The following is a 13,272-nucleotide window of genomic DNA, read 5'->3' as shown; positions in this document are numbered from 1 at the left end:
GAGAGTCCCCCCAGCAGGCCGAGCACGAGGGCCAGTGCGAGGGCGTAGCGGGTCCCGGCGTCCAGGCCCGCAGGCGTGACCTGCGTGGCCACGTCCTCGTCGGCCAGCGAGTTGCGGTAGTCGATGTAGGCGTCCGCGAAGGCTCCCGCGCCTCGCACCGCGCCGTCCGGCGTCGTGGCGGCGAAGCTGATGCGCAGCACCGACGACTCCACCACGACCGTGACCGTCACGGCCTCGGTCGCCTGCTGGGTGGCGATGCCGAGTGCCTCGCTGGCGCGGGCGGCCACGAGGCCCGATCGCGCGATCGCTCGCTCGGTGCCCATGTCGGGGCGGAGGGGAGTGCTGCCGGTGTCCTCGGGCGACACCACCACCTCGGCGGTCGCCGCGTAGCTCGATGGTCGTGTGACGGCCACGAGTCCGGCCACGCCGACGCAGACCAAGGTGGCGAGCGCGATCAGCCACCAGTGGGTGCGCACGAGGCCGGGTGCCGTGCCCAGCGCGGAGCCGCGTCCTCGTCGAGACTTCTCGGTGTTCATGCGGTGTCTCCCGTCGGCGACGCTCGTGGTCCCCCTCCGGCCGGTGCCGGGGAGTCCAGGGCCACGATGGCGAGCAGAGCGAAGAGGCAGTCGGCCGCCCCGCGATAGGTCAGGTGCGGGTCGAAGACCATCAGCACGGTGATGGAGACGATCCCTGCGAGCGCTGCCAGCCCGGCGACGGAGTGGTACGTCGTGAGCGAGCGGCAGGCTCGCCAGGTGGTTCGGGTGCCGACCGCGACGAACGCCACGAATGCGGCCAAGAGCGGGACACCGCCGCCCCACAGCAGCCAGGTGTAGCCGCTCTCGATCCAGACGTAGCCCGTCCCCTGGTACTCGACCACGACCCGCGCAGCGGGACGGACGCCGATCAGCGGGTTCCAGCCCGACGACAGCTCGGGCCAGAAGTAGGTCTGCAGGTTGACCAGCCTCGTGGTCCAGCTGACGGGCACGCCGTGGGTGCCCTCGAAGCCGGCGAGCCGGTGCTGCACGACTGGCCACACGGCGATGCCGGCCACGACGAGGCCGACGGGCAGGTAGCGCAGCAGGTCGAGCCTGCCCAGCGCGAGCGCGACGCAGCAGGCGGCGACCACCAGCCCGAGCGCGCTGGAGAACTCCGCGGCCGCGAGTACGCCGAGGGTGCAGGTCCCGGCCACCACGGCCAGCACAGCTCCGTGACAGCGATCCTTGTGCCACAAGCCCGCGGCGATGGCGAGGTTGAGGACCAGCAGGTCGGCCGTCGCGGCCGGCAGCGCGAGGGTGGACCCACCGCGTGGCTGCTCGAGGGCGCCTTCGTGACCGAATGGCACCCAGTAGGTCATCAGCAGCTGGCGGACGCCCGCCAGGTCGAGCGCCTGGAGGATGCCGATGACGGCCACCACGCACCCGGCGGCCAAGGAGGCCCACAGGCACCAGGCCACCTCGCGCTCCGTGCGGACGGCCATCCGGAACAGGACGTAGACCATCAGGTACTTCCACAGCACCAGCGCGTAGCTGATGTCGTCCGCCTCCACCGCGCGACCGCGCACGGCCATCAGCAGCAGCGGCAGCGCCGAGCTGCACACGGCCAGCAGCACCAGGACGGTCTCCAGGCGGCTCACCCTGATCCGGGGACGCCAGCCGGTCGGCAGCCGGACGACGGCTCGCAGGACCAGGATCGACCCGAGCGCCAGCACCAGGGCCTCGTTGGGGCGCAGGGCGGGCACCAGCCGCCCGCGGTCGATGCCCGCCAGGATCGGGGTCAGCGCGATGACGGCGACCGCAGCCAAGGCCGGTCGCCGCCACACGGCCACCGGCAACACCACGGCTGCGGCGAGCAGGGCAAGCAGCCTCGGCGGGGCGAGGGCGCTGGCGGCTCCCACGCCGGCGGCGGCCACGACGGTGGATATGGTCATCGCGACCGCACGCGGGGCCTGCACGGGGCGGGCGGACAGCAGGGTGGCGGCAGACATCACGCTTCCGTCCCGTTCGCGGCCACGGGGCGGCGCACCGCTTCGCGCAGCCAGGCCAGCTCCGGTGCTCGGAGGAGAGCCTGCGTCGCCGCGTAGACGGCCGCGCCGGCCAGGCCGCCGACGAGGACGACCAGCACGGCACCGAGCCGCCCCGGCGTCACCTCGCCCGCGACACGCGTCAGACCCAGGACCGCGGCCGCCGTCACCGCTGAACACGCGAGCACCCGCGGCAGCGGACGCAGCCACCCGGCGCACCCCTGCTGCGCGCCGCGCGCCAGCGTCGTCGCCAGGTGGGTGCCACCGGCCAGGCAGCCGATGGCGTACGCCGCGGCGACGGCAGGTGCGAGCGCGTCGGCATCCGCGGCCAGCACCGCCAGCACCACACCCACGAGGCAGACGGCAGCCTGCAGAGCCATCGAGCGCAGCGGACGGACCGAGTCGTCGCGGGCGTAGGCCGCCTGGGTGGAGACAAAGAAGAGGGCGTGCCCGACCAGGCCCAGCGACAGCACCGCGAGGGTCGCCGCGATCATCCGGTGGTCATCCGGCCGGGACAGCGCACCGACGCCGACCACGTGCGCGAGCGAGCCGGCCAGCACGACGTACCCCGCCGTGGCCGGGACCACCAGGAACAGGGCCAGACGTACGGCGCGCACGTACGCCTCCCAGTACCCCGTGGCGTCGGCGCTGTCGCCGCCGTGGTGCAGCTCGGCGAGTCGGGGGAGCGCACCGATGCCGATCGGCGTCACCACCAGGGCCACCGGCAGGAAGTAGAAGTTCAGCGCGATCTGGAAGGTGACGACCCCGCCGGGCACGCGCGTCATGGCCACCAGCAGGGCGACGGTCTGCAGGGCGAGCAGCCCGGCCTGGAGCAGCGAGTGCCTGGCTCGTCTCACGACCGCCCGCAGCGCGGGGTCCGTCCAGCCACGGGCGGGCAGCAGCCTCACGCCGCAGCGGCGCGCACCCCACCACTGCATCGCGGCGTGCACGGCGACGGCGGCGGTGGACCCGAGCCCGAGCAGGAGCAGCTCCGACGTCGGCACCTCGGCGCCCTCCCGGCCGGTGCCGTAGACGGTCGCGGCGACCGCGAAGACGGCGATGAGGACGACGTTCTCCACGGCTGGCGCGCAGGCGGGAAGGGCGAAGCGGCGGTGGGCGTACATCACTGCGGCGCCGGTGCCCGCCACCGCGTAGAGGGCGACCTGCGGGGCCGTCATCGCGACCAGGGCGGTGACCAGGGGCACCAGGTCGGCGTTCGCCGGGTCGCTGCCCGAGGTGCTCGCGACCACCTGGGGCAGGAGGCCCACCAGCATCGGTGCGGCCACGGCAGTCCCGGCCAGCACCAGCCCGAGGAAGCGCCGCGCCACCAGCTCGAGCTCGGCGGGCTCGTGCGCGACCAGGTGCCGGACCATCGTCGGCACCAGCAGCGTGGAGACCAGCGACCCGGCCAGGAACCCGTAGTAGACGAGGTTGGGCAGGGAGTTGGCGACCTGGAAGGCGTTGCCGAACGTCGTCGGGCCCAGCACCGCTCCGATCACCACGACCCGCGCAACGCCCGTCAGCCGGGCCAGCGCGGTCCCGGCCGAGACGAGGAGCGAGTCGCGGCTGGTCGTGTCGCCGCTGGCGGTCGGCGGGGGGAGGCGCGGGGTCGAGGGGGATGCGATGGGGCGCCGCATCACCGCGCTCCGCGGCCGAGAACCGCCGGGACGGTGCGGAGCAGGATCGCCAGGTCGGTGCGCAGGCCGCGCCGGTCGACGTACTCGACGTCGAGGCGGAGACCCTCGAGCATGGTCAGGCGGTTGCGACCGCTGACCTGCCACAGGCCGGTGAGACCCGGCGGCACCGCGTAGCGGACCGACGCCCAGCCCGGGAACAGCTCGGCCTCGAACGGCAGTGCGGGCCGTGGGCCGACCAGCGACATGCTGCCCGCGACCACGTTGAGCAGCTGCGGCAGCTCGTCCAGGCTGAGCCGCCGCAGCACCCGCCCGAGGGGCGTGACCCGCGGGTCGCCTGCCAGCTTGTAGAGGCCGTCGTGCGCCACCGCCTCGCCCGCCAGCAGCCTGCTCACGTAGTCGCGATGCGCGCCGTCGTCGTTGCCGTCACGCATGGTGCGGAACTTCACCATCGTGAACGGCACTCCGTCGCGGCCGACGCGCGTCTGCCGGAACAGTGCCGGTCCGGGGCTGGTCAGGCGTACGGCGGTCGCGACCACGAGCAGCACGGGCGCGGCGAGCACCAGCGCGGTCAGCGCGAGGGTGAGGTCGAGGGCGCGCTTGGCCACCTCGTACGCGCGAGTGCCCGAGGAGGTGGGGGCTGGTGCCGCATGCGCGGTCATGGCCCGCTTGTCCGCGGCCGGGCTCGGTAGGGGGAGGAGGAACCGGGGTCGGGGACGACTCGCTCGGCGATGTCGGTCAGGTCGGCGACCAGACCGCGGACGCGCGCCGGGTTGCCGTAGGCGACCGTGCCGTCCGGCAGGTCGCGGGTCACCACCGATCCCGAGCCGACCAGGCAGCCGTCTCCGATCGACACGAACGGCAGCAAGGTGACGTTGACGCCGATCTGGGCGCCGGCCCCGATCCGCGGACCCGACATCAGCCGCGCGGAGTCGGCCTGACCGGGGTAGAGGTCGTTGGCGATGGTCACGCCGGGTGCCAGGAAGGCGTCGTCGAGGATCTCGGTGTACTGCGCGACGTAGCAGTTGGTGTGGATCTTGACGCGGTCCCCGATGCGGCAGCCGTAGTCGATCACGCTGTTGCTCCAGATGGACACGTCGTCGCCGATCGTGCACTCCTCCCGCACCACGACGTGATGGCCGGTCTGGAAGCGCCCACCGATCGTGGTGCCGGCGTAGAGGACGGTCCCGCTGCGCAGCCGGGCCCCACCCCCGAGGACCAGCCGGACCGCCGTGGAGCGGTCGGCTCGGTAGTCGAGCAGCACGTGGGGGTCGACGTCCGGCTCCGGCCCGGGGTCGAGCTCTGGCCGCACGTCGGTGAGGCGTGCCTGGACCGTCACCGCGGCAGCCTCCCGGCCACCTCGTTCACCGCCGCGACGACGCGCAGCAGTGCCGCCGGCTCCAGGTGCGGGTACATCGGCAGCGACAGCACCTCCGTCGCGGCCTGCTCGGCAGCGGGCAGCGGGCCGTCGGCGTAGTCGCGGTAGGGCGGCATCACGTGGCACGGCACGGGGTAGTGCACGCCGGTGCCGATCCCCCGCGCGTCGAGCTCGCTGCGCACGCGCTCCCGGTCTGCGACCCGTGCCACCGCGAGGTGGTGGACTCCCTGGCCACCGGGCTGGTCGGCGACGAGGCGGGCACGACCCGGGTCGAGCCGGTCTCGGTACTGCGCCATCAGCCCGACCCGGGACGCGTTCCACTCGTCCAGGTGAGCCAGCTTGGCCCTCAGGACGACGGCTTGCAGGGCGTCCAGCCGGCTGTTGGTGCCGAGGACGACGTGCTCGTAGTGGGTGCCCAGCGCCCGGCCGTGGTCGCGCATCGACCGCAGGGTGGCGGCCAGTCGCGGGTCGGAGGTGACCACGGCTCCGGCGTCGCCGAAGGCTCCCAGGTTCTTGCCGGGGTAGAAGCTGAAGCAGCCCGCCACTGCGTAGGCGCCGGCCCGGCGCCCGGCGTACGTCGCGCCCTGCGCCTGCGCCGCATCCTCGACCAGCAGCAGCCCCAGTGCGTCGGCGCAGGCGCTCAGCGCGACCATGTCCGGCATCTGGCCGTAGAGGTGGACCGCGATGACGGCCTTGGTCGACGGCAGCACCGCCGCCGCGACCGTCTCGGGGGTGAGCAGGAGGGTCTCGGGGTCGACGTCCGCGAAGCGAGGCGCCGCGCCGGCCAGCACGATCGCCTCCACGGTCGCCACGAACGTGTTGGCCGGCACCACGACCGTGTCGCCCGGACCGATGTCCAGGGCGCGCAGGGTCAGGTGCAGCGCGTCGGTGCCGTTGGCCATCCCGACGGCCTCAGCGGTGCCGCAGTAGGCGGCCAGCTCCCGCTCGAAGGCCTCCACTGCCGCCCCGCCGATGAAGGCCGCGCTGCGCAGGACCTCCGACCACCTGGCCTCCACCTGTGCCCGCACCGCCTCGGTCACTGCGGTGAGGTCGAGGAACGGCACGCGCGTCGGCATGTCGGTGGGCGCCCTGGGTCCAGTGGAGCGCACCTCCGTGAGGCTCATACGGCCTCCCTGCTGTGGGCCACGGCCGGCTGACGCAGGCGGGCCAGGCTCGTCGACCCGCGGCGCACCTCCTCGAGGAAGACCTCACGACGCTCCTTCAACGACAGCTGGGCGGCTTCGAGCACCTCGACGACGGCCAGCCCGTTGTGCCCGTCGGTGAGGGGACGCATGCCGGTCAGCACGCAGTCCACGAAGTGCTCGTCCTCCAGGGCCAGCGGCTCGTTGACCACCAGGTAGGGGGCAACCACCTCGCCGTAGCGGTAGGACATCGGCGGCAGGCTCAGGTCCCCGGACTCCTCCGGCTGGGTCACGCCCTTGTTGTGGACCCGCAGCCTCTCCTCCGACTCCAGGTCGTCGAAGACCACCATCTTCTCGCTGCCCACGACCGTCACCCGTCGCACCTTGCAGGGGTCGAGCCAGCTGACGTGGACGTTGGCCTCGATGTGGGGCTCGTCGTAGCGGACGCGCAGGTAGGCGATGTCCTCGAGGCGGCGGTGCGCGTGGCGCGAGGCCCAGCACTCCACGCTGGTCGGGGTGCTGCCGAGCACGTAGTTGAGGATCGAGATGTCGTGCGGCGCCAGGTCGAGCAGGACGTTGACGTCGTGCTGGTAGAGGCCGAGGTTCAAGCGCGCCGTGTCGACGTAGTACAGGTCTCCCAGCTCGCCACGGGCAACCATCTCGCGCAGGGCCCAGACCGCCGCGTGGTACTCGAAGGTGTGACCCACCATGAGGACGACCTCGCGCTCGGCCGCCGTGTCCACCATGCGGTGGGCGTCGGCCAGGTTGGTGGCGAACGGCTTCTCGACCAGGACGTGCTTGCCGGCCGCCATGGCAGCGCAGGCCAGGTCCGCATGGGTGCTCGGCGGCGTGGCGATCACGAGTGCGTCGATGTGGGGTAGCGCGGACTCCAGGTCCGGATGGCCGTCGACCTCCGGGAAGGAGTGGCGCAGCTTCGCCACCCGCTCCTCACTCGGGTCGATGACGACGACCCGGCTCACCGAGTCCAGCGACCGCATCGTGCGGACGTGCTTGGACCCCCAGTAGCCGATGCCGGCGATGCCGATGCGCAGCCCGTCGCGCGACGTGCCAGTGCCCGAACTCATGCGCTACCCCCTCGTCTGGTGACTCGGCCACGGTGCCGGTCAGTGGTCATGGGGCACACCCACAAATGGGGCCGCCGGGTGTACGTCGATTGGAGGGGGCGGCTCTGCGCGCAACTCGGCCCCCGAACTGACCACGTGCCCCAGCCAGCTCCCCGTGACCATCGAGGTGACGATCGCCAGCAGGACCAACGAGGTGTAGAAGCTCTCGCTGACGATGCCTGCGCCCCACGCCACTGAGGCGAGCACGATGCCGGGGCCCCCGCGGGCGTTGGTGGCCAGGGCGAGGTTGCGCGCGCCGGTTGCCGGCTCCCCGGCCAGCCGGGCGCCGAGGTAGGCGCTCGCGGTCTTGACGCCGCACGCGAACACCAGGAACCAGCCGAAGAAGAGCGGGTCGAAGGCGTGGACCAGGTCGAGCTGCACCCCGACGATCGCGAAGTACACCGGCACGAAGTAGGCAAAGGCGAAGCCCTTCACCGACTCGCGCACCTGCCGGGCGCCCGGATCGTCCTGCGAGCTCGCCGCGATGCCGGCCAGGAAGGCGCCGAAGATCGCGGTGATGCCGAGCGCCAGGGCGGCGAGGGTGACGGTGAAGAGGAAGACGATGTGGAAGGCGATCGGGCTACTGGTGGCCAGCACGTTCCACCTCGCTCCGCGCAGCCGGGCGAACAGGCGCGGGGCGACCAGCAGCATGACCGTGAGGAAGGTCAGGGTCGCGACCACGTGGAAGGTCAGCTCGGCGCTGCTGCCCGACGTCAGGGAGAGCAGGGCCGGGATGCCGAAGGTCTGCTGGCCGGGGGTTTCCACCAGGCCCAGGGCCAGGGCGAGCACGACGTAGACCACGACGTCCTCGAGGACGGCGATGCCGAGCACCACGCGCGCGAACGAGGTGTGGATGATGTCGAGGTCCACCATGATGCGCGAGATGACCGGGATGCTGGTGACCGCGATCGCCAGGCCGAAGACGAGGGTCAGCGCTGTGCGGTTGCCCGCCGTTCCCTCGAGCCCGGAGGGGTCCACGGTCCAGAAGACCGCCAGTCCCGCTGCGAAGGGCACGGTGACGCCGAGCACCGTCACGATGCCGACCAGCCGACCCTCGCCGGGCCGCAACGACGCGCGCAGCTCGGCGCCGGAGCAGAACATCAGCAGGATCAGGCCCAACTGGTAGGACCAGCCGAGGACGGCCGCGGTCGGCCCCGTGTCGGGGAGGAGGGCGTCGTGCCAGCCGGGCTCGAGAGCGCCGAGGACGGTCGGTCCGAGCAGCAGACCGCCCACGATCTCGCCGATCACCCGCGGCTGGCGCAGCACCACGAACAGATGACCCACGACGTGTGCGACGACCACGAGAAGCCCGAGGGCGAGCAGCAGCTGGGCGAGGTCTGCGCCCCCCAGGACCATGCGCTGCCTCCCTCTCACACCCGTCGGCCGGCCGGGTGGTCCCGGCCGGCCCTTTCGCCAGTATCGGGAGGCCGCAGGCACGGGTGAACGACGCAAAAGATGACTCCGCATACGCACTTTGGACCACGCATCGGGACCGGGCTCGCCCTTGTACTTGTCGCGAGCCGGCCGGCCGGGACCCCGACCCCCAGGCGGCAGCGGCCGCGCCGGCGGCACTAGTGCCGATCGGGCCGAACAGGGCTCACAGGGCCGGACAGGGCCGAAGAGAAAGGACGTGAAGGATGACCCTCGTCGAGAGGATCGACACCGTCGAGCTGCCGCACACCCGACCTCCGGAGGACACCTGTCAACTGTTCCTGGTCAGGCACGGCACCACCACCTTGAACGTGCAGAACCGCTACCGCGGTCGCCGGGACGTGCCGCTCGACGCCCAGGGCTACCAGGACGCCGTCGACGCCGCCCGGATGCTCTCGCCCCTGGGTCTCAGCGCTGTCTACACGGGCCCCCTGCGCCGTACCATCGCGACGGCCCAGATCATCGCCGACGAGGCCCGGGTGCCCGACCTGCGGATCCTGCACGGGCTCAACAACGTCGACTACGGCGCCTGGGAGGGGCTCACCGCCGAGGAGGCCAACATGTACAGCCCCGAGGCCTTCGCGCAGTACCGCAACGAGCCCGACGTCGCCGTGTGTCCTGCCGGCGAGCGCCTGACGGACGCGCAGGCGCGGATCGCGCAGGCGGTCGACCTGATCGGGCGACGCCACGAGGGCGAGACCGTCGTCGCCGTGACGCACGCCGTGATGATCCGCCTGCTCGTGCTCGGCCTCACCGGAGTGACCGGCGAGAGCTGGCGCATCCCGGTCGGTCGCGGGTCCCTCACGAGTCTCTCCGTGACCGACGGCCGGGTGTCGCTGAACGCCCTGCCCGAGGGCACCGACGTCGACTGAGAGGCGACCGCCGAACCATGGACGAGCTTCGCCGGCTCTCCCTGCTCCTACAGGGCGGCGGACACCTGGGACAGGAGAGTCCGGCGCGCCGGCTGCGTCATCGGCTCCGCACGGTGGCCACCGAGCACCCGGCGGTCTACCTGCCCTTCGCCCGGCGGAAGTACCCCGGGCCGAGTCCGCGGGTGATCGGGTCCGGCACGCAGGTCGTCATCGACGGGTTCACCCGGTCGGCCAGTACCTACGCGGTCTATGCCTTCCAGGTCGCCCAGCAGCTCGCCGGGCGGCCCCTGGTGCCGTTGGCCCACCACCTGCACGCACCCGCGCAGATCATGACGGCGGCCCGGCGCGGGGTGCCGACCATCATGGTGATCAGGGAGCCGCACGGGGCCGTGCTGTCCCAGGTCGTCCGCGAGCCCGGCGTCGACCTGCTCGATGCGCTCTGGGCCTACCACCGCTTCCACGAGTTCCTGCTGCCGTTCCGAGACGCCCTCGTCGTGGCCGACTTCGCCGAGGTGACCGGCGACTTCGGTGCCGTCGTACGCCGGGCGAACCGCGCCTTCGAGACCTCGTTCGCCATCCCTGGGGACGGGGCGGACGAGGCCTACTGGCGCACCCGGCTGATCCAGCTCCGCCCGACGCTGTCGCCCGTGCTGCTGGGCTTCGAGTCCGGCGAGGTGTCGCTCGCCGCCGTGCAGGAGCACGTCCGCACCGTCCTGCCCACCGCGCGCGGCGAGCGGACCTGGATGCCGTCGGCCGAGCGCGACCGCGCCAAGTCCGCACTCGAGGAGGCCTGGGCCGACCCTCGGCTCGACCAGGCCCGCTCCCGGGCCGAGGCGGCCTACCGGGTCTTCGTCCGCGGTGCCCGTCGTGCTGCGGCCTGAGGCGGTCGCCATCTGGGTGCTGGGCCCGCGGCAGCTGTGCGACCTCGAGCTGCTGGCCAACGGCGCGTTCGCCCCGCTGACGACGTTCCTGGGGCGGGCGGACTACGAGTCCGTGCTGGATCGGATGCGCCTGGCCGACGGCGCCCTGTGGCCCGTGCCCGTCACGCTCGACGTACCCGGCGAGACGCTGGCCGCAGCATCCAGGACCGGTTCGCTGGTGCTCCGTGACCCCGACGGTCGCGACCTGGCCACCATGACGCTCACGGAGGCCTGGCGACCCGACCTCCTCGCCGAGGCCGAGACGGTCCTCGGCACCACCGACCCGGCGCACCCGTCCGCGACGCACCTGCGGTCGGCCGTCCACCCGTGGTACGTGTCCGGCCCGATCCGGGTGCACGCCCGCCCGCGGCATCCCACCCTGCCGCCGCTTGTCTGGGACCCGCGCGCGGTCCGGTCCGAGATCGCCCGGCGGGGCTGGGAGCGCGTCGTGGCGTTCAACACCAGGAACCCCATGCACGGCGCCCATCGCGCGCTGGTGGCCAGGGCGATGGCCCAGGCCGGAGCCGCCGCTCTCGTGCACCCCGTCGTCGGCCCGACCCGGCCCGGCGACGTCCCGGCCGCCGTACGCGCGCGCTGCTACCAGGCGGTGATGCGCACCATGCCGCAGGACCGCTCGATGCTGGCCCTGCTCCCGCTCGCGATGCGGATGGCCGGTCCCCGTGAGGCGCTGTGGCACGCCCTCGTGCGGCGCAACTACGGAGCGACGCACTTCGTGGTCGGTCGCGACCACGCCGGTCCGGGGCGGGACTCGCACGGCCGGCCGTTCTACCCCGAGTACGCCGCCCAGGAACTGGTGGGCGCGCACCAGGCAGAGCTGGGGATCGCGCCTGTGTGCCTGCCCGAGCTCGTCTACGTCGAGGACCACGGGTACCTCGCCAGGGACGAGGTGCCGCCGGACGCGGTCGTGCGCACCATCTCCGGGACGCGCCTGCGCGAGCTCCTCCGCGAGGGGGCGCCGGTGCCGGAGTGGCTGGCGGCGCCGGAGGTCGCGGCCGAGCTGGCCGCCCTGCCGCCGAGCGCCTGAACGCCGAGGACCCGTGCGGCCTAGCCGGGCAGCCGGGCATGGTTGGCCAGCGAGACGGCCGCCAGGGTGCTGTGCACGTCAAGCTTGCGGAGCACGTGGTTGATGTGGGTCCGCACGGTGTGCGGCGAGAGCAGGTAGCGGTCGCCGATCTCACCCCGGGTCATCCCTTGGGCGAGGCAGTCGAGGATCTCCACCTCGCGTGCCGAGAGCGTGCCCATCGCCTGCCGCGAGGAGCTGCGCCGGTCGTCCTCAGCGAGCAGCGAGTCGATCACGACCGTGACCAGGTCGGGCGGGATCCACGTCTCGCCGTCGTGCACGGCATGCAGGACGGTGACCAGCTGCTGCGGGTCGACATCGGGTCGCACCCAACCCCGAGCACCCGCCCGGATGGCAGCCGTCACCTGCTCCTCGTCGTCGTTCTCGCTGACGACGACGACGGAGACCGCGTGACCGGCCGCTCTCAGGTCGGCGATGTGCTCGGGCTCGTAACCCTCCCCCAGTCCCATGAGGACGACCTGGACGGCGCCGCGGGCCACCGCGGCCCAGGCCCACTTGAAGGTCGTGTGGGCGGTGACCACCTCGATGCCGGGCCAGCTCGCCAGCATCCGCTCCAGGCTGTCCACCCAGGTGCGCTGGGGATGCAGCAGTGCGAGCTGGAGTGGCTGCGCCGCCACGGGAGCCATCGTCACTGGCCCACCGCCTTGGGGCGCGAGGTTCCCTGCTCCTCGGCGAGCACCGCGACCGCCTGGATCCGCGAGTGCACACCGAGCTTGGACAAGATCGCCTGGATGTGGCTGCGCACGGTGGTGCTGCTGATGCCGAGCCGCTCGACCATGTCGGAGGTCGAGAGTCCGTCGGACAGGCACGAGAGCACGACGCGCTCCTGGGTCGTGAGCCGGTCGAGCAGGCCGCTTCGCGCGGGCGGACCGCTCTCCGAGGCGAGGCGCCGCAGCAGTCCCTTGTCGAAGTGCCGGTGCCCGTCGGCCACGTGGCGCAGGACGGCCACGATCGCATCGAGTCGCTCGTCCTTGCGGATGTACCCCGCGACGCCCAGGCGCTCGGCGGTGAGGATGTCGTCGGGCGCGGCCGACGCGGTGAGGATGACGACCCGGGTCTCGGGGTGGTCCTCGACCACGCGCCGGGCCGTGTCGAAGGCGTCACCGGTCGGGAAGCGCAGGGCCGTCAGCAAGATGTCCGGGCGGTGCCGAGCGACTGCCGCGAGGGCCTCACCGGGTCGGCGGGTGACCGCGTCGACGACGAAGCCCTCCTTGACCAGCGAGACGGCGAGGGCCTCGACCAGCAGCCGGTGGTCGTCGCAGACCACCAGGGACGCAATCGGAGCGCCTCGTGGTCGAGACGCCGTCGGCTCCCCCTCGCGTCGCATGCTCGCGCTCGCCATCGCTACCACCTCACGGTGGCCCGAGCTCCACACCCCCCAGGTGCCCCGGGAGCCGGACCCCCCCGGCGCGCAGAACCGATCTTGGTCGCGGATCTGTGAATAAGTAAACGCCGGTCTTCCACAGGTCTGGACCGCCCCAACCTGGGGTATTCGCCCTGGTCAGCGGACCTTCGGGCACCGGCGACCGGCCTCTCATCCAGATGGCTTATCCACAGGTACGCCACTTGCAGCCAGGGTGCCGGCCGGGGGTCACCCCGAGGGATGCTTGTCGGCGTCTGGTCCCGGGGCTTGACTTGCTGTCGTACGC

Annotated in this window: 12 protein-coding genes; 3 read left to right on the top strand and 9 right to left on the bottom strand. The window is 72.6% G+C overall.

The features are described from left to right. Positions 1 to 532: 532 nt before the first annotated feature. Genes ISU10_RS13335 through ISU10_RS13305 form a run of 7 tightly spaced genes read right to left on the bottom strand, consistent with a single transcriptional unit; the run spans position 533 to position 8,654 of the window. Positions 533 to 1,984 carry a hypothetical protein gene (locus ISU10_RS13335; RefSeq protein ID WP_194696885.1) on the bottom strand — a complete coding sequence of 484 codons (1,452 nt, stop codon included), beginning with the start codon at positions 1,982 to 1,984 and terminating at the stop codon, positions 533 to 535. Next, positions 1,984 to 3,657, bottom strand: coding sequence for a murein biosynthesis integral membrane protein MurJ (gene murJ, locus ISU10_RS13330; protein WP_194696884.1), 1,674 nt, complete (start codon positions 3,655 to 3,657; stop codon positions 1,984 to 1,986). Before murJ ends, ISU10_RS13335 begins: the two co-directional genes overlap by 1 nt. After that, positions 3,657 to 4,316 carry a sugar transferase gene (locus ISU10_RS13325; RefSeq protein WP_194696883.1) on the bottom strand — a complete coding sequence of 220 codons (660 nt, stop codon included), beginning with the start codon at positions 4,314 to 4,316 and terminating at the stop codon, positions 3,657 to 3,659. The genes murJ and ISU10_RS13325 overlap by 1 nt, the downstream gene beginning before the upstream one ends. Then, positions 4,313 to 4,993 carry an acyltransferase gene (locus tag ISU10_RS23585; protein ID WP_370865338.1) on the bottom strand — a complete coding sequence of 227 codons (681 nt, stop codon included), beginning with the start codon at positions 4,991 to 4,993 and terminating at the stop codon, positions 4,313 to 4,315. The genes ISU10_RS13325 and ISU10_RS23585 overlap by 4 nt, the downstream gene beginning before the upstream one ends. Then, positions 4,990 to 6,156: a DegT/DnrJ/EryC1/StrS family aminotransferase gene (locus ISU10_RS13315; protein ID WP_228500766.1), complete on the bottom strand. Its 1,167-nt coding sequence runs from the start codon at positions 6,154 to 6,156 to the stop codon at positions 4,990 to 4,992. Before ISU10_RS13315 ends, ISU10_RS23585 begins: the two co-directional genes overlap by 4 nt. Continuing rightward, positions 6,153 to 7,259, bottom strand: coding sequence for a Gfo/Idh/MocA family protein (locus tag ISU10_RS13310; protein ID WP_228500764.1), 1,107 nt, complete (start codon positions 7,257 to 7,259; stop codon positions 6,153 to 6,155). Before ISU10_RS13310 ends, ISU10_RS13315 begins: the two co-directional genes overlap by 4 nt. A 39-nt stretch (positions 7,260 to 7,298) precedes the next feature. Further along, the gene (locus tag ISU10_RS13305) at positions 7,299 to 8,654 is read right to left on the bottom strand and encodes a cation:proton antiporter (protein WP_194696882.1); all 1,356 of its coding nucleotides are present in this window, start codon (positions 8,652 to 8,654) and stop codon (positions 7,299 to 7,301) included. A gap of 281 nt (positions 8,655 to 8,935) precedes the next feature. Here ISU10_RS13305 and ISU10_RS13300 point away from each other — a divergent pair, with 281 nt between their 5' ends. The 3 genes from ISU10_RS13300 to sat are packed head-to-tail and all read left to right on the top strand — an operon-like array spanning position 8,936 to position 11,566. Further along, on the top strand, positions 8,936 to 9,601 hold the full coding sequence (locus ISU10_RS13300; protein ID WP_194696881.1) for a histidine phosphatase family protein: 666 nt from the start codon (positions 8,936 to 8,938) through the stop codon (positions 9,599 to 9,601). Positions 9,602 to 9,618: 17 nt separating this feature from the next. Further along, entirely contained in the window at positions 9,619 to 10,482 is an 864-nt protein-coding gene (locus ISU10_RS13295) for a hypothetical protein (RefSeq protein ID WP_194696880.1), read from the top strand. Then, positions 10,469 to 11,566 (top strand): sulfate adenylyltransferase, encoded by a 1,098-nt coding sequence (gene sat / locus ISU10_RS13290; protein ID WP_194696879.1) that lies wholly within the window; start codon positions 10,469 to 10,471, stop codon positions 11,564 to 11,566. Before ISU10_RS13295 ends, sat begins: the two co-directional genes overlap by 14 nt. Positions 11,567 to 11,586: 20 nt before the next feature. Here sat and ISU10_RS13285 read toward each other — a convergent pair whose 3' ends face one another. Both ISU10_RS13285 and ISU10_RS13280 read right to left on the bottom strand, forming a co-directional pair. Continuing rightward, positions 11,587 to 12,249, bottom strand: a complete 663-nt coding sequence (locus ISU10_RS13285) for a response regulator transcription factor (RefSeq protein ID WP_228500829.1) — start codon at positions 12,247 to 12,249, stop codon at positions 11,587 to 11,589. A gap of 2 nt (positions 12,250 to 12,251) precedes the next feature. Further along, positions 12,252 to 12,965 (bottom strand): response regulator, encoded by a 714-nt coding sequence (locus ISU10_RS13280; protein ID WP_194696877.1) that lies wholly within the window; start codon positions 12,963 to 12,965, stop codon positions 12,252 to 12,254. Positions 12,966 to 13,272: the final 307 nt, after the last annotated feature.

The sequence above is a fragment of the Nocardioides agariphilus genome (genome assembly GCF_015352445.1).
Classification (GTDB): domain Bacteria; phylum Actinomycetota; class Actinomycetes; order Propionibacteriales; family Nocardioidaceae; genus Nocardioides; species Nocardioides agariphilus.
The sequence above is the reverse complement of the archived record's forward strand: the minus strand, read 5'-3'. Positions and strand labels throughout refer to the sequence as shown.

Excerpts from the sequence above, each read along its gene's own strand:
- ISU10_RS13335 (WP_194696885.1), bottom strand. The coding sequence starts at position 1,984 with ATGTCTGCCGCCACCCTGCTGTCCGCCCGCCCCGTGCAGGCCCCGCGT.
- murJ (WP_194696884.1), bottom strand. The coding sequence starts at position 3,657 with ATGCGGCGCCCCATCGCATCCCCCTCGACCCCGCGCCTCCCCCCGCCG.
- ISU10_RS13325 (WP_194696883.1), bottom strand. The coding sequence starts at position 4,316 with ATGACCGCGCATGCGGCACCAGCCCCCACCTCCTCGGGCACTCGCGCG.
- ISU10_RS13315 (WP_228500766.1), bottom strand. The coding sequence starts at position 6,156 with ATGAGCCTCACGGAGGTGCGCTCCACTGGACCCAGGGCGCCCACCGAC.
- ISU10_RS13310 (WP_228500764.1), bottom strand. The coding sequence starts at position 7,259 with ATGAGTTCGGGCACTGGCACGTCGCGCGACGGGCTGCGCATCGGCATC.
- ISU10_RS13305 (WP_194696882.1), bottom strand. The coding sequence starts at position 8,654 with ATGGTCCTGGGGGGCGCAGACCTCGCCCAGCTGCTGCTCGCCCTCGGG.
- ISU10_RS13300 (WP_194696881.1), top strand. The coding sequence starts at position 8,936 with ATGACCCTCGTCGAGAGGATCGACACCGTCGAGCTGCCGCACACCCGA.
- ISU10_RS13295 (WP_194696880.1), top strand. The coding sequence starts at position 9,619 with ATGGACGAGCTTCGCCGGCTCTCCCTGCTCCTACAGGGCGGCGGACAC.
- ISU10_RS13285 (WP_228500829.1), bottom strand. The coding sequence starts at position 12,249 with ATGGCTCCCGTGGCGGCGCAGCCACTCCAGCTCGCACTGCTGCATCCC.
- ISU10_RS13280 (WP_194696877.1), bottom strand. The coding sequence starts at position 12,965 with ATGGCGAGCGCGAGCATGCGACGCGAGGGGGAGCCGACGGCGTCTCGA.